This is a genomic window from Albidovulum litorale (assembly GCF_025751495.1).
GTDB classification, from domain to species: domain Bacteria; phylum Pseudomonadota; class Alphaproteobacteria; order Rhodobacterales; family Rhodobacteraceae; genus Albidovulum; species Albidovulum litorale.
In genome coordinates, this window is sequence record NZ_JAOWKZ010000002.1 from 629200 (window position 1) to 645958 (window position 16759).

The window sequence follows — 16759 nt, forward strand, 5'->3', positions numbered from 1 at the left end:
GCCGCCCTCACCGAACCATCCGCTTGATCGCCGCAATATGGTCTGCCGCAGCGCTGGCGGCATCGGCGCTCAGGTCCGCAACCGCGCCGTCCATCCCGTCAGGGTCAACGATACGGTCAATCAAACCCCACGCCAATGCCTCCTCCGCCCCGACCTTCTGGCCCGCCATAAGGATCATCTTGGCCCGTGCAGGCCCGATCAGTGCGGTCATTCGAAGCGGATCGGAGGGTTGGGGAAGAAAACCCAGCTTCATAACCGGGTAGAAGAACTTCGCGCCCGGCACGGCGATGCGCAGATCACAGGCCAGCACCATGCCGAAGGCGCCGCCCGCCACGGTGCCGTTCAGCGCCGCGATGGTCAGGCACGGCATGGACGCAATAGCACCAGAGAGACGTTCCCAGACCGGATCGGTCGCCAATCCCGCGCGCGCCTCATCCAGATCGGCACCAGCGGAAAAGACCTTGCCCTCGCCCGTCAGCACGAAGGCGCGGACATTCTCCGTGGCGGCCGCACTCGCAATATCGGCAAGTTCCCCGAGCATCGCACGGGTCAAGGAATTTGCCTTTTCCGGTCGCGATAACGTGACCCGCCACAGACAGTCATTCTTTTCCAGCCGGATCATTTGCCTCACCGCCTTGATATCGCCCGATTGTTACCCTGTAACAGCGCCTGATGGTGAAATTCCATCCCCTTGCGGCCCTTGACCGCGCCTGTGCGCGGCCTGATGCTGTGGGATGACATTGCAAACAAGGCAGGCATGCTGATGAAACACTTTGCGGGTCCGGCGACCCTTACCGCGCTTCTTCTGTCCTCGACGGCCGTTCGGGCCGAAATCACGGCCGAGGAGGTCTGGACGGGAATCGAGGCCTATTACGCCGATACCGGTTATGCGGTGACAGCCGAGTCGAAGGAAAAGCAGGGCGACACGCTTGTGGTTTCTGGCATGTCGTTGTCGAACGAAATGCCGGAAGTGACGGCGACGATCAGCTTTGGGGAAATGCGCCTGAAGGAACTTGGGGACGGACGGGTCGAGTTAACCGTTGCAGAAACCATCCCGATGACGGTCGTGACCAGACCCGCGACGGGTGAAGCCGTCGAGACGGTGATCACCATGACCCAATCGGGCCTGTCGGTCATCGTCTCGGGCAGCGCGGCGGACACGACCTATGACTTCACAGCCCCGGAAATGGCTATGGCGATGGGCGGTATGTCGGTCGACGGGGCCGAGGTGCCGCTGACGCTGAACATGAAGGCCACGGGCAATAGCGGCACCATGCGGATGCAAAGCGAAGGCGACCGCAAGGTGGTTCAGGAGATGCGGACAGAGAAGGTGGACTTCTCGATGTCCGCCGAGGATCCGGAGGGCAAGGGCAGGTTCTCCACCTCCGGTTCGTTTGCCGAATTGGAAGGCAGCGCCAATATGTTGATGCCCGAAGGCGTCGACATGAAAGACATGAATGCCGCCATTCAGGCAGGCTGGGCGGTCGACGGTGTTTTCTCGTTCTCCGGCGGCGGCTATGTGATGGATTTCGCCGAGGGCGAAGAGACGATGCATGCCGAATCCACGATTGGCACCGGGTCGCTCTTGCTCGACATGTCGTCCTCGGGCCTGTCCTATGGCGTGACGGGCAATGATACCAAGACGTCGGTGCAGGTCTCATCCTTCCCGCTGCCAATCGACCTTTCCGTCGCGCAGAGTGCGTTTAACCTGACATTGCCGGTGACCAAGAGCGACGATGCACAGCCTTTCGGCATGTTGATGAAGTTCGTCGACCTCGAAGTATCGGAAGGCCTCTGGGGCATTTTCGACCCCGCGGCGCAACTGCCACGCGACCCGGCGACGGTGATCGTTGATCTGTCCGGTGCAGCGAAGATGCTGGTCAACATCCTTGACCCGGAAGAGGCCGAAACGCTCGGCGCGACACCTCCGGGTTCGCTAGAGGCGCTTGATCTCAACGAGTTGAAGGTCTCGGCCGTCGGCGCGGAACTGACCGGAACCGGGGCGGTGACCTTTGACAATAGCGCAGGAATGCCTAAGCCACTTGGTGCAGTTGACCTGCAACTGATCGGCGGCAATGGCCTGATCGACAAGCTTGTCGCGATGGGGTTCGTACCCGAGGATCAGGCGATGGGCGCGCGTATGATGCTGGGACTTTTCGCTGTGCCGTCGGGTGAGGATACGCTGACTTCCAAGATCGAGTTCAAGGAAGATGGCGGCGTTTATGCAAACGGGCAGCGGGTTCAGTAACCCCGCACTTGAGACGTGAGAACCGCCCGCCATCCGGCGGGCGGTTTCCTTTTGGTCATATGGCATCCGTACTGCCAGCGTATGGCACACGTATGGCATGCGTCCCGACATCTGTCCCGTCGCACTTGCGCACCGATCCGGCCCGGACTAGGTCCTAGAGAATTGACCCGGAGCAGGACCCAGCTATGACCGAGCGGCTTTCCCATCTGACCGAAGCGCTTCTGGCGGCGGCGACGAAGGCCGGGGCCGATGCCTCCGATGCCATCGCCGTCGACGGAACGTCGGTTTCTGTCGATGTCCGGGGCGGCAGGCTGGAACAGGCCGAACGGTCCGAAGGGATCGAGATCGGGCTGCGGGTTCTCATCGGCAAGCGTCAGGCCTGTGTCTCCGCCTCCGACATCTCTGACCGCACTATCGCCGAAATGGCCGAGCGCGCCGCCGCCATGGCCCGCGAAGCGCCGGAGGATGAGAGCATCGGGCTCGCTGACCCGGCGGACCTGGCGCGGGCCTGGGACCTTGCCGCGCTCGACCTGACCGACCCGACATCCGAGCCCGCCGCCGCCGATCTGGAGGAGGATGCGCGCCGTGCCGAAGCTGCCGCCCTGAATGTCAAAGGCGTCAGCCAGTGTCAGGCGGCTTCGGCCAGTTATTCGCGCCGTCACATCCATATTGCCGCGACCAACGGCTTCTCCGGCGGCTACGGGCGAACAGGACGTTCGGTCTCCGCCGTCGCCATTACCGGCGAGGGGCTGAAGATGGAGCGCGACTGGGCGGCCGAAAGCCGGACCTATCAGTCCGATCTGCCCGACGCGGCAGAGGTTGGAGCATTGGCGGGAACGCGCGCCGTGGAACGGGCGGGCGCGAAGAAGCCAAAGACCGGGGCCTATCCGGTGATCTTCGATGAACGCATCGCCTCGGGCCTGATCGGTCATCTGCTGGCTGCCGCCAACGGTTCGGCGGTGATGCGCGGATCGTCATGGCTCCGGGATGCGCTGGGCCAGCAGGTGCTGCCCAAGGGGCTTTCGATCCATGAGAACCCGCACCGGCCGCGCATTTCCGGCTCGCGCCCCTTCGATGCCGAAGGCCTGCCGACCGTCGCACGCGACGTGGTGCGCGATGGCGTGCTGATGGGCTGGACATTGGACCTCGGCACGGCCCGCAGGCTCGGCATGACCTCGACCGCCAATGCTACGCGCGGTCCGTCCTCGCCGCCGTCGCCCAGTATTTCGAACATCGCAATGACGCAGGGTGACAAGAGCCGCGAACAGCTGATGGAGGAGATGGGCACGGGCCTTCTTATCACGTCGATGATCGGCGCCTCTATAAATCCCACGACCGGGGATTATTCGCGGGGCGCGTCGGGATTCTGGGTGGAGAAGGGGCAGATCGCCTATCCGGTCAATGAATGCACGATCGCGGGCAACCTGCGCGACATGCTGATGCGGATCACGCCCGCGAACGATGCGCGGGGGCATCTGAGCCACGTTGTCCCCTCGCTTCTGGTTGAAGGGCTGACGCTTGCCGGCGAGTGATCTTGATCTTCTGATCGAGGCCGCGCGTGAGGCCGGCCGCATCGCGCGCGGGTTCTTCCGCCGCGATCCAGGCATCTGGCAAAAGCCCGGCGATGCTGGACCGGTGACGGAGGCCGATCTGGCGGTGAACCGGATGCTGCATGCCGAACTCGCCGCCGCCCGGCCGGACTATGGCTGGCTGTCGGAAGAAACGCCCGACGACGGGGCACGGCTGAGGGCCGAAAGGTGCTTCATCATCGACCCGATCGACGGCACGCGAGCCTTCATCGAGGGCGATACGAGCTGGTCCCACTCGCTCGCCGTCGCTGTGGGCGGCCAGATCACTGCCGCCGTTGTCTTTCTGCCGATGCGCGACGCGCTTTATGCTGCAACCGAAGACGGCGCCGCTACGCTGAACCACGCCCCGATCCGGGCGTCAGCCAAGGCCAAGGCGGGTGAGGCAACACTTCTGACCGCCAAATCCAACCTGTCGCCGGATCTGTGGAAGGCCGGCGCCCCACCGCCTTTCACGCGCAAGTTCCGCGCCTCGGTTGCGTGGCGGCTCTGCCTTGTGGCCGAGGGGCGGTTCGACGCGATGCTGACGCTGCGCCCGAGTTGGGAATGGGATATTGCAGCCGGCGACCTCATCGCGCGGCGGGCGGGCGCGACAGTGACCGACCGGCAAGGCGCGCGCCTGTCCTACAACGCCGCCGACCCCCGGGTCGCGGGCGTGATTGCCGCGCCGGGACCGCTCTGGTCCACGCTGCGCGAGGGGCTCATTTCCTAGGCAATATACCGATCTCTCCGGCCACGATGACCTGAACCGGCACGCCGTCAAGCTGGTCCGGCACCCGGTGTTCGGGCGTGGTGGTTTCGGGATCGATCTTTTCTGCGACGAAGACGGTGATGCAGGGCTGACCTGCCGTCGGACCGTCCTGACAGATGCCGTCCGCGACGGCGACGACGCCCGGATAGGTCATCAGCCTCGCTTCGTGCCGGGCCAGCACCTCGGCCACCTTCGCCTGCCCTGCGCCGATAGGTGCCGCGTCCCCGTCGCCGGTGGCGCTGGCCGCAAAGGTTTTCCACCTGTCCGCGAAACCCTCTCCCGCGGCGATTTCATCTGCCGACCAGACCGGCACGAGTGTTCGCTTCATCTCGATCTCCTTCACTGTCCGGTCCAACTGGACGGACGCTGACGCCATGCCCGGCCACAGGGCGCCGACTGACAGGACTACAGCAAGAAAATTGTTCATCTTCGGTGCGCTCCCGAATGGGACCCGACGGGTCGCGAGCGGCAGGCAACAGGCGGTGTTCGATAGAGTAGCCGCGCTGCGCCTCGCCTTTAAAGATAGGAGGCCGGAAGCGAATCGCAACCTTGAGAGTGCAATGGGGTAAAACCAGACGTGGCGACCATAGGTTGTTTCTGGTATAGTGGCTTCGCGCTTAATCAGTATTTTAGAACGATTTCAGTCGGGTCGGTATTTCGCGCCCGACGATGCGCGACCTTTTCAGGGAAGGGTAATTTCAAAAGGAGATTGATATGACACGCGATCTTAAGCAGTGGTCCGGTGCGCAGCAAAGCGCGGGCAAGAAACTGGCCGACAACTGGGCTGGCTTTGCCGCCAAAAAGGCCGGTGAGCCGGACAAACAACGCCTGGAGGCGATGGAGGCCAGCGCCAAGGTCACTGAAGTGCAGGAGAAACACGAAGCCGAGATCATGGCGAAAGAGAACGTCGTCGGCGTGGCCTGTTCCAACAAGATGAAGGGCACGACGCTGAAGGATACACCGGCGCTGACCGTCTATGTGACCAAGAAGGAGAAATCCGCGAACATCGCCAAGGGGTCGGAGATTCCGGCGGAGATCGACGGGGTCACGACCGATGTCGTCGAGGTGGGCGAGTTGAACGCACTTGCCTTCAACACGCGGGTGCGGCCCGCTTTGCCCGGCTATTCCATCGGTCATTACAACATCACGGCGGGCACGTTCGGCGCGCTGGTGCGCGATGTGCGGCGCTGCTGCTGCGAGAGCGAGCATTGCCATTGCCGCCACGGTCATGGCCATGGGCGGCAGGACTGCAAGGGCGACATCCTGATCCTGTCGAACAACCATGTTCTGGCCGATGTGAACAAGGCCCGGCCTGGTGACAAGATCCTGCAGCCCGGTCCGTTCGATGGCGGGCTATACCCCGCCGATACGGTTGCGACCTTCGAGCGGACGGAGGAAATCGTCTTTGGTGCCTCGGGCTATAACCTAGTTGATGCCGCGCTGGCCCGTCCGACGGATGCGCGCAATGTCACCGCCTCGATCATCGGCGCGGCGGCACCGACAGGTGTCGGACAGGCGCTGCCCTTGATGAACGTCCTGAAGGTCGGACGCACGACCGAAGTGACGCAGGGCGTGGTTCTGGCGACGAATGCGACCGTCGCGGTGAACTTCGGCGCCGAGGGAATCGCGATCTTCCGTCATCAAATCATCACGACGGGCATGTCGGCGGGTGGCGATTCCGGCAGCCTATTGATGGATTTCGATCTGAACGGCGTCGGGCTGCTGTTTGCCGGTTCGGCGGTGATCACAATCCACAACCACCTTCTGGACGTTCAGAACACGCTTGGTGTCGAGCTGGTCACGACACGCTGAAACGGGCGGTATCGGGGCGGCGGTGCCGCCCCGAAAGGCAATCCGGGCAGGCGCCTCCGCCGCCTTGAGGCTATGCGCCCCATCGCATAGGGTGGCGCGAACCCATGGCCTTAGCGGAGCCGGCATATGACTCAGCGCGTTGCAGATGTTGCCCACGGGCGATCCTCCGGCGGGCCAGCTTGCGAACGCGATTTCTGAGCCGCAGGCGACGATGGGACGTTCGATTGCGCTCGCGCTCTATCTGCTGACCGCACGGGGCGGTACGGTCCCGCCCGCGCCATCTCGTCCGGCCCGGCCCGATGGTGCGTTGATCTGGCTGCATCTTGGACGGGATGCCACGCCCCGTCGGCTCGGGCAGCTTGCGCAGAAGCTTGTCCGTGAACGACCGGAACTGAGCCTGCTCATCACCCGCGATGGGGATGCCTTGCCGGATGCGGACAATTTTCCCAAAGGCGCGATCACTGATCTGTGTCCGCCCGACAACCAGACCGCGATCCACGCCTTTCTCGACCATTGGCGGCCCGATCTGTGTGTTCTTGCCGGGGGCAGCCTGCCGCCCGTTCTGATCTGTGAAACAGACCGCCGGAATATTCCGCTGATGCTGGTGAATATCCGGATGACGCAGGCGGGTGAGCGTGCCTGGCGCTGGCGGCGCGGCATGGTGGCATCGCTTCTGTCACGGTTCCGGCGGATCATGGCACAGGACCCCGACAGCGCGGCGCGGCTGCGTCGGCTGGGCGGGCGGCTTGCGCAGATCGACGTTGCCGGGCGGATCGAGGAGACGACCGAACCGCTGACCTGCAGCGAGACTGAACGCAGTTCGCTGGCCGAGCTTCTGATGGCCCGACCGATCTGGCTGGTCGCCGGATGCACCGAGGCCGAGGAGGATGCGGTCATCGCCGCCCATGCCCATGCGATGCGGTTGGCCCACCGCATGTTGCTGATTGTCGCCCCTGCCGATCCCGCGCGCGCCGGCCCTCTGGCCGAAAGGCTGCGGCAGGTGGGCTGGATGATCGCCGAAAGATCGCGCGAGGAGGAACCCGACCCCGAGGTGCAGGCCTTTGTTGCCGATGGCGAGGAGGAGCTCGGCCTCTGGTACCGGCTTGCCCCGGTGACCTTCATGGGCGGCACGCTGATCGAAGGCGGGCCGAGCCGAAATCCGTTCGAACCGGCGGCTCTTGGATCGGCGATCCTGCACGGACCCTATCCAGGCCCCTATCCCGACGCCTATGCCCGCCTGACCGAGGCGCGGGCGGCGCGGCGCGTTGACAGCGGTGCGACCCTTGCCGAGGCGGTGGGCGAGATGATCGCGGCGGACAAGGCGGCGATCCTTGCGCACAACGCCTGGGCGGCCTCGTCCGGCGGCGCGGAGGTGGCGGAACGCGTGGCACAGGCGGTCTTTGAGGCGCTCGATGCAACCGCCAGAAAGGTGGCAATGTGATGCGCGCGCCCGGCTTCTGGTATCGCGATCCCGCAGCACCTGGCCTTGCCGCCCGGCTTCTGTCGCCGCTCGGCCGGATCTATGCCAGCCAGACCGCCCGGCGGCTGGCATCGGGTCGCGGCGATCATCCCGGCGTTCCGGTCATCTGTGTCGGCAATATCAATGCCGGAGGCACCGGCAAGACGCCTACCGTTATTGCGCTGGCGCAGAGACTGGCCACCAAGGGCGTGACTGCCCATGTCGTCAGCCGCGGCCATGGCGGATCGCTGACGGGACCGGTCCGCGTTGATGAACGGCGGCATGATGCGACGCAATGCGGCGACGAACCGCTGCTTCTGGCGGGCTTCACCCCCACATGGATCGCCCGCGATCGCGCGGCGGGCGCGCGAGCGGCCGTAGCGGCAGGGGCCGGGGCAATCCTGCTTGACGACGGATTCCAGAATCCGGCGCTGGCAAAGGACCTTTCCGTCGTCGTTGTCGATGCCGCGCGAGGCTTCGGCAACGGGCTCTGCCTGCCCGCAGGTCCCCTGCGGGAACCGGTTGAGGCGGGCCTTGCCCGCGCCGACATGATCCTTTCTATCGGCGATCCCCCGGCGCAGGAGGCGTTCAAGGCGCGATGGGGGCACGCGATACGCATCCCACACCTCACAGGAGGCCTGAAACCGCTGCCCACCGGTATGGACTGGCCCGGCCTCAGAGTGCTGGCCTTCGCCGGCATCGGTCATCCCGAGAAGTTCTTCGCGACGCTCCGCGACCTAGGGGCCGAAATTGTCCGGTCGGTGCCGCTCGACGATCACCAGCCGCTGACCCCCGCGATCCTGCGGCGTCTGGAAAGCGATGCGGCCGCCCTCAGCGCGCAACTGGTGACGACGGAGAAGGACGCCGTCCGCCTGCCGCAGGAGTTCCGGGCGCAGGTCCTGACCGTTCCGGTGCGGCTGGAACTGGACGACTGGGCGCCGCTTGATGCGCGGCTCTCAGAGTTGGGATTTAAAAAGTAAGGCGGGTTCGAACCCACCTGTCCCGATCAGTCCTTCCCGCCGTGCTCACCGAGTTTCGGTGAGGGGCGGTCCAGCACCAGATCCGCACCGGAGATAGTGAAGGGCGAGCGGACGCCCGGCACACCGCCGGGTTCAATCCGCATGCCGCGCGCCACGACCTGCGGGTCTGCAAAGACCTCGCCCATATCGTTGATCGGTCCGGCGGGCACGCCCTCAGCCTCGCAGGCGGCCAGAAGGTCGGCCTTCGCCCAGCCTTTCGTCTTCGCGGTGATCGCTGCCGTCAGGCGCTCGCGGTTGGCGATGCGGTCGGCGTTCGTCAGGTAGTCTGGCGCTTCGGCAAGATCGTCGAGCCCCAGCACGCGGCAGAGCCGCCGGTACTGGCCGTCATTTCCGGTGGCGACGATGATCCAACCATCGGCGCAGTCGAAGACGGAATAGGGCACGATGTTCGGATGCGCGTTCCCCATCCGCTGGGGCGGCGTGCCAGAGGCAAGGTAGTTCATCGCCTGATTGGCCATGATCGAAGTCGCTACGTCGAGAAGCGCCATGTCGATATGCTGCCCCTCGCCGGTCACTGTCCGTTGGTGCACGGCGGCAAGGATCGCGGTCGCGGCATAGATACCCGTGAAGATATCCGTCACCGCGACGCCCACTTTCTGCGGCTGGCGGTCGGGTTCGCCGGTCACGCTCATCAGCCCGGACATGCCCTGAATGATGTAATCGTACCCTGCCCGGTGGGCATAGGGACCGGTCTGGCCGAAACCCGTAATCGAACAGTAGATGAGGCGCGGGTTCACCTGCCGCAGGCTGTTGTAATCGAGCCCGTATTTCTTCAGGCCCCCGACCTTGAAGTTCTCGATCAGGATATCGGCGTCCTTGACCAGATCGCGCACGAGAGCCTGCCCAGCTGCCGTGCGGAAATCGGCCGTGACCGAAGACTTGCCCCGGTTCGCGGCGTGGAAATAGGCGGCGGAACGGTCGCCGTCGCGCTCGATGAAGGGCGGGCCCCATCGGCGGGTGTCGTCGCCTTCGGGCGCTTCGACCTTGATCACCTCGGCGCCGAGATCGGCCAGCGTCTGACCGGCCCAAGGACCGGCCAGGATACGGGCCAGTTCGACGACCTTCAGGCCGTGCAGCGGGGTCATCGCGGTCAGTTCGCCAGCTTCTCGTCGAGGATCTTGGCGAAATCCTCATAGGACATGTTGGAGTACTTCTCGCCGTCGATGATGAAGGACGGGGTCGAGTTGATCTCATCCTTCGTGGCGTTCGTCTGATAGGTCGCGATCATCGCCTTGAGCTGATCCTCGTCGCGCATGCAGGCATCGACCGCTTCGGCGGACAGGCCGGCCTTCAGGCCTATCTTCTTGAGGTTGTCGGCGATCGTCGCGGCGTCGCCGTCAGCGATCCAGGTCTTCTGCGTGTCGTAGATGATGTCGGAGATACCGAAGTACTTCTCCTCTCCGCCACAGCGCGCAACCGTCGCGGCCCAGAGACCGAACTTGTCGAAATAGACCTCGCGGTAGACGAAGCGGATCTTGCCGGTATCGATGTAGTTCGCCTTGAGCTGGTCGAAGACGGTTTCATGGAAGTTCGCGCAATGCGGGCAGGTGAAGGAGGCATATTCAATGACCTCGATGGGAGCCTCGGCCTGACCCAACACCATGTCCGGCACCATCTGCACATCGGTCGCGGTCTGCGCAACTGCGGCGGTGGAGAAGGTGGAGACATTCGCAGTCTGCGCGGCATCCCGCGTCATCCAGAACGCGCCGCCCGCGGCAGCGACAAGCGCCACGGCGCCGGCGATGAGGTAAGTCTTGGACATGGGATCAGCCTTTTCTGTTTCGGGGCCGAGATAAGACCTTTTCGCCCAAGGCTTCAAGCGCTGCCCTGAGAGTCTGGTCTCCGATCTCACCGGAAAGTGTTCTGGCAGTGGCTTGCACCGTCGGATCTGCCGGTTCCGGGGCGGGTTTCGGTTTCGGGGTGAAGGCGACCTGTCCTTCGGCAAACCCCGTCGGCGCGGTCTGGGTGATCACAACCCGCGAGATGGCGTTGTAGCCGTAGCAGGCGTTTACCTTCTCGCGGATCTTCGGCAGTTGCATCTGCAGGAGCGGCGCCGAGGCGCCGGTGGTCAGGAGCGTCAGTGTCGCGCCGAGCCCTTCGCGCCCGTAGCCGACCTTGACCGGCAGGGCCATGGCGGCAATCTCGTCTCCCACCACTTCGGCCCAGTGGGTCAGAAGCCGCGACACGGCGAAGCCGCGCGATTCGCCGACCGAGCGGATGCGGTCCTTCAAAAGGCCTGCGGCGGGCTCAAAACCTCGGCCGCGCCGCTTCTGGTTGGGGGGCGTAACGCTCATCCCTGTCCTTTCCCGATCTTGGACCTATGTTAGACCCCGCATGGGGCCTTGCCCACCGGCTTGATGATGACGGAGCGGAAATTTGCGGGACGAACAAATCGGCGCGGCACTCATCGGCTGGTACGACACCCATGCCCGCGTTCTGCCCTGGCGAGTCGGGCCTGCGGACCGCGCGCGGGGTATGCGCCCGGATCCCTACCGCGTATGGCTGTCGGAGATCATGCTGCAACAAACAACCGTCGCCGCCGTGCGTGACTATTTCCACCGCTTCACGGCGCGCTGGCCGGATGTCACGGCTTTGGCGTCCGCTGCGGATGCCGAGGTGATGGCCGAATGGGCGGGGCTTGGCTATTACGCCCGCGCCCGCAATTTGCTGAAATGCGCCCGGGCGGTGGTTGCGGATCATGGCGGGCGGTTTCCCAAAACCCGCGACCGTCTGCTGACACTGCCGGGCATCGGCCCCTATACCGCCGCCGCTATCGCGGCCATCGCCTTTGACGAGGCCGCGACCGTGGTTGACGGGAATGTCGAGCGGGTCACGGCACGGCTCTTTGCGGTCGAAACGCCTTTGCCCGGGGCAAAGGCTGAACTGACAGCGCTGGCCGCCCGGCTGACGCCACGCGAACGGCCCGGCGATCATGCGCAGGCGATGATGGATCTTGGCGCGACCATCTGCACCCCGCGGAATCCCGCCTGCGGCATTTGCCCGCTGCGCGAATTCTGCAAGGCCCAGGCAGCCGGTATTGCCACCGACCTGCCCCGCAAGACTCCGAAAGCCGCCAAACCCACCCGCTACGGCATCGCCTATCTCGGCCGCCGCGAGGACGGTGCGGTGCTGCTGGAACGCCGCCCGGATCGGGGGCTTCTGGGTGGCATGCTCGGCTGGCCCGGAACCGGCTGGACCGAAGCAGACCCCGCCCCTGCCCCGCCCGCCGAGGCCGACTGGCGCGAAGTGCCGGGCGAGGTGCGGCACACCTTCACCCATTTCCATCTGGTCCTGCGGGTCGAAACCGCCCATTTGTCCATGGGCGCCAATCCCCAACGGGGACATTTCGTGCCGGACACCGAGTTCCGCGCCGACGATCTGCCGACCGTCATGCGCAAGGTTCATGACCTTGCGTCCCAGCCCGCGACCGGCGATTGAGCGGCAGCCGCCCCGCGACTAGACTGACCAAAAGGCATGAGGCAGAGGCCCGATGTCCCGACCCGTTTCCAGCTTCGTCTCGGCAGCCCCGTTCTGGCTGTCGCTGATCCTCGTGCCGCTCGCCATCATCGGGGCGTCCGCAGGCGGCTGGACCGTCTGGCTGCTGCCCGTCTATGGCTGGATCGTGACCTCGATCCTCGACGTCATCGCAGGGCGTGAGACGGGAAACCCCGACACCGATACGCCGGAGGCCGATCTCTTCTGGTACCGGCTGATCACGATGATCTGGTTCCCGATCCAGGCGGTCACGCTTTACGGAATGATCTGGTATGTCACCCGCGCCGACCACCTCGTGACATGGGAAAAGATCGTGCTTTTCTTCGGGGTCGGCGTCATCTCGGGCTCCATCGGCATCACCTATGCCCATGAGCTGATGCATCAGAAGAACCGGTTGGAGCGCTGGCTGGGCGATCTGCTGCTGGCGACCGTGCTCTACAGCCATTTCCGCACCGAGCATCTGCTGGTCCATCACCGCTATGTCGGTACGCCGCGCGATGCGGTGACGGCGCGCTACAACGAAGGCTTTCACCGGATGTTCTTCCGGGTGCTGACCGAGGGACCGGGATCGGCCTGGCGGGCGGAAAAGCAGCTTCTGTCGCGGGCCGGGCGTTCGCCCCTGCACGGATCGAATCCGTTCTGGCGCTACGGCGCGCTGCAGCTATTGGCGCTTGTCCTTGCCTTTGCCATCGGCGGCTGGGCGGGGCTTGGCCTTTTCATATGGCAGGCCTTCGTGGCGATCTGGCAGTTGGAGCTGGTGAATTACGTGGAACATTACGGCCTGACCCGCCGCCATCTGGGCGAGGGTAAGTACGAACATGTTCTGCCGCGTCATTCCTGGAATGCCGATCACAAGGTGACCAACTGGATGCTGATCAACCTTCAGCGCCATTCGGATCACCATTACAAACCCGACCGCCGCTTCCCGCTTCTGCAGACCTACAGCGCGGATGAGGCCCCCCAGCTGCCCATCGGCTATCCCGGAATGACCGCACTTGCAATGGTCCCGCCGCTCTGGCGGCGTCGCATGAACCCGCGCGTGCGGGCGTGGCGGAAGAAATACTACCCCGATATCAGCGACTGGACGGACTACAATCGCGGCAATCTTCCGATGCCGAAGGGCGCAAGCTGACGCATGGTGGGCGTTTGTCCGCGCTGATGATGACGTAGCGCCGCTTTCCGTACTAGGATTTCATCAGGCTGCCGGCGCGTAATCGTGTGAAGGGAGACGCCATGAAGACGAGCGATACTCAGCCCGTCACACTCATGCAGAGGGTGCGGCTGCAAGCCGAGGTTCTGGTGCCGCTGCTTCGTCGCCTGCGTACTGAGCTTGGAGAAGAAGCTGCAAACGCCTTGGTCTATCCTGTGCTTCGATCCTGCATGAAAGACTGGATATCCAGCGTCGCCTCGTCGGCGTCTTCAAACCCGACCGAGAATTTTTACGAGACATCCGAGGTGCTTGCCAACCTGTTCGAGGGGGATGTGGACCTGGAGATTCTGGAGCACAATGCCAAGAAGCTCGACGTCGATGTGACAGGCTGCCGATTTGCTGATTTCTTCCGGCAGTTGGGCGAACCGGAATTGGGCGCGATCCTGACATGTGAACTCGACGATCACATCGCCGAACTGTCGGCGCCAACCGTCACCCTATCTCGATCGGCGACAATCATGAACGGCGCGGCACGCTGCCCATTCAGATACCAGTTCAAGCAGGCCGACACTTGAAAATAAGCACATCTGGCGCAGGCTAGCCAAAAGCGCTGTCACTTGCCATGACGGTTTAGGGGCCGAAGCAGGCCCCCAGTTTTCCAAAACTCGAAAAAAGGCCCCGCCGGGGTGCATTCCGGCGGGGTTAGTTTCGTGCCGTGGATCAGGCCACAGGCACCGGCGGTAACTTGTGATCAATGTGGGCGGGTATCGTCCATCTCGGCCCGGATCTGCTGGCGCAGGATGTCGATCGACACCAGTTTTCCGTCCCGCTTGAAATGCCAGTAGGTCCAGCCGTTGCAGCTTGGTGCGCCTTCCAGATGGGCACCGACCTGATGGATCGAACCCTTGATGTCGTTGCCGATCAGCGTGCCGTCGGCCCGGACCTTGGCGCGCTGGCCACGGGCGGAATAAAGTTCTTCGCCCGGCCGCAGCATGCCGCGTTCGACGACCTGCCCGAAGGGCACACGCGGTTCGGCGCGTTTGGATGCGGAGACCTCAAGCGCTTCGCGGTCGAACTTGCGGATTTTCGAAAGCCGCTTTGTTGCTGCCTCGCGATAGGCGGCCTCACGCTCGATCCCGATGAAATCACGGCCGAGCATCTTGGCCACCGCGCCCGTCGTGCCGGTGCCGAAGAACGGGTCCAGCACCACGTCGCCGGGATTGGTCGTGCCGACGAGGATGCGGTGCAAAAGCGCCTCGGGCTTTTGCGTCGGATGCGCCTTGTCGCCCGCCTCGTCCTTCAGCCGTTCATGGCCCGTGCAGAGGGGAATGACCCAATCGGAGCGCATCTGCACGCCTTCGTTCAGCGCCTTCAGCGCCTCATAGTTGAAGGTGTATTTCCCGGCCTCGGATTTCGAGGCCCAGATCAGCGTCTCATGCGCGTTGGTGAAACGCTTGCCGCGGAAATTCGGCATCGGGTTCGACTTGCGCCACACGACGTCGTTGAGGATCCAGAAGCCCTGGTTCTGCAGTTCGGCGCCCATGCGGAAGACGTTGTGGTAAGAGCCGATGACCCAGAGCGCGCCGTTGGGTTTCAGAAGGCGGCGGGCGGCGGCGAGCCAGTCTTTCGTGAACTGGTCATAGGCCTTGAAGCTGTCGAACTGGTCCCAGTGGTCGTCCACGGCATCGACCTTGGAGTTGTCGGGCCGGTGCAGATCGCCGCGCAACTGAAGGTTATAGGGCGGGTCGGCGAAGATCAGATCAACGCTCTCGGCGGGCAAGGACCGCATCACCTCGACGCAGTCGCCGTCGATAATTTCGTTGAGCGGGAGCTTCACAGCCCCCTTTGTCATGGTCTTCGTCATCGCTGCCTCATCCCCGGCATCTGGTGCCGTTCTTGTTGCCACCAAGATGAGTCAGGAGCGATTCGCCGTCAAATTCTTTTTTGAATCAAGCACTTATAGTTTTTGCTTGGCACAAGATATTGTGCACGGGCTTGAACGAACGTCTATGATGTGGGGTCACACCAAGATTTCGGAGCGCTTCAAGGTGATCTTTCGTCGGGTAACCGGCGTTCCTTTCCCAGCCGTAGCCCGGATGCTGTTGCGCCAAATCCACCATGATGCGATCGCGCAACACCTTGGCGACGATGGAGGCCGCAGCGATCGACATCGACCGGCTGTCACCCTTCACAACCGCCTCCGCGCTGATCGTCAGACCCCGCGGGATCAGGTTGCCGTCGATCAGCAGATGATCGGGCGCGACAGCCAGCCCCGCAACCGCGCGGCACATCGCGATATGGCTGGCGCGGAGGATGTTGTGTTCGTCGATCTCGGCCACCGAAGCCTCGGCCACCGAGACATCGGCCGAGGCCATGATCGTATCGAACAGGGCTTCGCGCCGCCGAGCGGTCAGCTTCTTTGAATCGTTCAGCCCCTCGGGGATGCACGCGGGGTCAAGGCGTACGGCGGCGGCTAGGACCGGGCCGCACAAGGGGCCGCGGCCAACCTCATCAACGCCGGCCACGTATTGCAGACCACGGGTTTGCGCGGTCGTTTCAAAGCTCAGATCAGGATTTTCGGACATGGCGCCACCTTGCGCGAAAAGGCCCCGCACGCAAGAAAAAAGGCGGGTGCCGTGGCACCCGCCCAGTGGACCGATCCGGAGTACAAGGGATGCCGGACCGACTGCTCGACAGTTATCTCGTGCGCTGCGGCCTTACCAACGGCCGTCAGCGATCTTGAACCCGTGGTCGCTGAGACAGCGCGCACCATAGACAGTGCGATTGCCCCAGCGCGTATTGATGTCGAAGGCACAGCGCTCGGGAATGCGCCGGTTGATCCCGTATTCGTCCAGGCAGCGCGCCGAGACAACGTCACTGCGCCGGTCATGGCCACGGCGTCGGTCATCGCCACGGATGGAAAAGACGCATTCGGCGGGAATCCAGCGGTTCCTGTGCCCGTATTTGCTCGGGCGCTTCCAGCGTTCATCCTTCCATTCATCATCGTAGCGACGGGTCTGGGCTGCCTGCTGCTGTTCCTTCTTGCGCTTGTTCTTGTTCACTTCGTTGATCACGAGGCCGATCGCGGCCGCGCCGAGAAGCACCTTGAGCGCGTCCTTGCTGCGGTCGTCTGCGAGAACCGGCGTCGCGAAGGCCGAGGTAAAGGCGAGCGTCGCGGCGGTTACAGTGGCGATCAGGCGGCTTTTCATCGGACATCT

General features: G+C 63.9%; 17 protein-coding genes. 9 read left to right on the plus strand and 8 right to left on the minus strand.

The window, feature by feature from the left end; all coding sequences use genetic code 11:
* Window positions 1-7: 7 nt before the first annotated feature.
* Window positions 8-622: an enoyl-CoA hydratase/isomerase family protein gene (locus tag OEZ71_RS08915; protein WP_263739594.1), complete on the minus strand. Its 615-nt coding sequence runs from the start codon at window positions 620-622 to the stop codon at window positions 8-10.
* Between the two features lie 135 nt (window positions 623-757).
* Between OEZ71_RS08915 and OEZ71_RS08920 the strand changes: the two genes are divergently transcribed.
* The 3 genes from OEZ71_RS08920 to OEZ71_RS08930 all read left to right on the plus strand — a co-directional run bounded on the left by OEZ71_RS08920 (window position 758) and on the right by OEZ71_RS08930 (window position 4546).
* The gene (locus OEZ71_RS08920) at window positions 758-2248 is read left to right on the plus strand and encodes a DUF2125 domain-containing protein (RefSeq protein WP_263739595.1); all 1491 of its coding nucleotides are present in this window, start codon (window positions 758-760) and stop codon (window positions 2246-2248) included.
* A 185-nt stretch (window positions 2249-2433) separates the two neighbouring features.
* Complete coding sequence (locus tag OEZ71_RS08925) at window positions 2434-3780, plus strand: TldD/PmbA family protein (RefSeq protein WP_263739596.1); 1347 nt, start codon at window positions 2434-2436, stop codon at window positions 3778-3780.
* Window positions 3767-4546: a 3'(2'),5'-bisphosphate nucleotidase CysQ gene (locus OEZ71_RS08930; RefSeq protein ID WP_263739597.1), complete on the plus strand. Its 780-nt coding sequence runs from the start codon at window positions 3767-3769 to the stop codon at window positions 4544-4546. Before OEZ71_RS08925 ends, OEZ71_RS08930 begins: the two co-directional genes overlap by 14 nt.
* Here OEZ71_RS08930 and OEZ71_RS08935 read toward each other — a convergent pair.
* Window positions 4536-4913: a hypothetical protein gene (locus tag OEZ71_RS08935; RefSeq protein WP_263739598.1), complete on the minus strand. Its 378-nt coding sequence runs from the start codon at window positions 4911-4913 to the stop codon at window positions 4536-4538. The genes OEZ71_RS08930 and OEZ71_RS08935 overlap by 11 nt on opposite strands.
* A 386-nt stretch (window positions 4914-5299) precedes the next feature.
* Here OEZ71_RS08935 and OEZ71_RS08940 point away from each other — a divergent pair, with 386 nt between their 5' ends.
* The 3 genes from OEZ71_RS08940 to lpxK all read left to right on the plus strand — a co-directional run bounded on the left by OEZ71_RS08940 (window position 5300) and on the right by lpxK (window position 8836).
* Window positions 5300-6397, plus strand: a complete 1098-nt coding sequence (locus tag OEZ71_RS08940) for a S1 family peptidase (protein ID WP_263739599.1) — start codon at window positions 5300-5302, stop codon at window positions 6395-6397.
* Window positions 6398-6542: 145 nt separating this feature from the next.
* Window positions 6543-7838 (plus strand): 3-deoxy-D-manno-octulosonic acid transferase, encoded by a 1296-nt coding sequence (locus OEZ71_RS08945; RefSeq protein ID WP_263739600.1) that lies wholly within the window; start codon window positions 6543-6545, stop codon window positions 7836-7838.
* On the plus strand, window positions 7838-8836 hold the full coding sequence (gene lpxK / locus OEZ71_RS08950; RefSeq protein WP_263739601.1) for a tetraacyldisaccharide 4'-kinase: 999 nt from the start codon (window positions 7838-7840) through the stop codon (window positions 8834-8836). The genes OEZ71_RS08945 and lpxK overlap by 1 nt, the downstream gene beginning before the upstream one ends.
* 26 nt (window positions 8837-8862) lie before the next feature.
* Here lpxK and OEZ71_RS08955 read toward each other — a convergent pair whose 3' ends face one another.
* Genes OEZ71_RS08955 through OEZ71_RS08965 form a run of 3 tightly spaced genes read right to left on the minus strand, consistent with a single transcriptional unit; the run spans window position 8863 to window position 11190 of the window.
* On the minus strand, window positions 8863-9981 hold the full coding sequence (locus OEZ71_RS08955; protein ID WP_263739602.1) for a CaiB/BaiF CoA transferase family protein: 1119 nt from the start codon (window positions 9979-9981) through the stop codon (window positions 8863-8865).
* Window positions 9982-9986: 5 nt separating this feature from the next.
* Entirely contained in the window at window positions 9987-10658 is a 672-nt protein-coding gene (locus OEZ71_RS08960; RefSeq protein ID WP_263739603.1) for a DsbA family protein, read from the minus strand.
* A 4-nt stretch (window positions 10659-10662) separates the two neighbouring features.
* Entirely contained in the window at window positions 10663-11190 is a 528-nt protein-coding gene (locus OEZ71_RS08965; RefSeq protein ID WP_263739604.1) for a DUF721 domain-containing protein, read from the minus strand.
* A gap of 82 nt (window positions 11191-11272) precedes the next feature.
* Between OEZ71_RS08965 and mutY the strand changes: the two genes are divergently transcribed.
* The 3 genes from mutY to OEZ71_RS08980 all read left to right on the plus strand — a co-directional run bounded on the left by mutY (window position 11273) and on the right by OEZ71_RS08980 (window position 14116).
* On the plus strand, window positions 11273-12334 hold the full coding sequence (gene mutY, locus OEZ71_RS08970) for an A/G-specific adenine glycosylase (RefSeq protein WP_263739605.1): 1062 nt from the start codon (window positions 11273-11275) through the stop codon (window positions 12332-12334).
* A 52-nt stretch (window positions 12335-12386) separates the two neighbouring features.
* Window positions 12387-13523 (plus strand): alkane 1-monooxygenase, encoded by a 1137-nt coding sequence (locus tag OEZ71_RS08975; protein WP_263739606.1) that lies wholly within the window; start codon window positions 12387-12389, stop codon window positions 13521-13523.
* Window positions 13524-13624: 101 nt separating this feature from the next.
* On the plus strand, window positions 13625-14116 hold the full coding sequence (locus OEZ71_RS08980) for an L-2-amino-thiazoline-4-carboxylic acid hydrolase (RefSeq protein WP_263739607.1): 492 nt from the start codon (window positions 13625-13627) through the stop codon (window positions 14114-14116).
* 176 nt (window positions 14117-14292) lie between these two features.
* Here OEZ71_RS08980 and OEZ71_RS08985 read toward each other — a convergent pair whose 3' ends face one another.
* From OEZ71_RS08985 to OEZ71_RS08995, 3 genes are all read right to left on the minus strand, one after another.
* Window positions 14293-15405: a site-specific DNA-methyltransferase gene (locus OEZ71_RS08985; protein WP_263739608.1), complete on the minus strand. Its 1113-nt coding sequence runs from the start codon at window positions 15403-15405 to the stop codon at window positions 14293-14295.
* Window positions 15406-15490: 85 nt separating this feature from the next.
* Window positions 15491-16126, minus strand: a complete 636-nt coding sequence (locus OEZ71_RS08990) for a ribonuclease HII (RefSeq protein ID WP_263739609.1) — start codon at window positions 16124-16126, stop codon at window positions 15491-15493.
* A 132-nt stretch (window positions 16127-16258) separates the two neighbouring features.
* Window positions 16259-16750, minus strand: a complete 492-nt coding sequence (locus OEZ71_RS08995; RefSeq protein WP_263739610.1) for a hypothetical protein — start codon at window positions 16748-16750, stop codon at window positions 16259-16261.
* Between the last annotated feature and the right edge of the window lie 9 nt (window positions 16751-16759).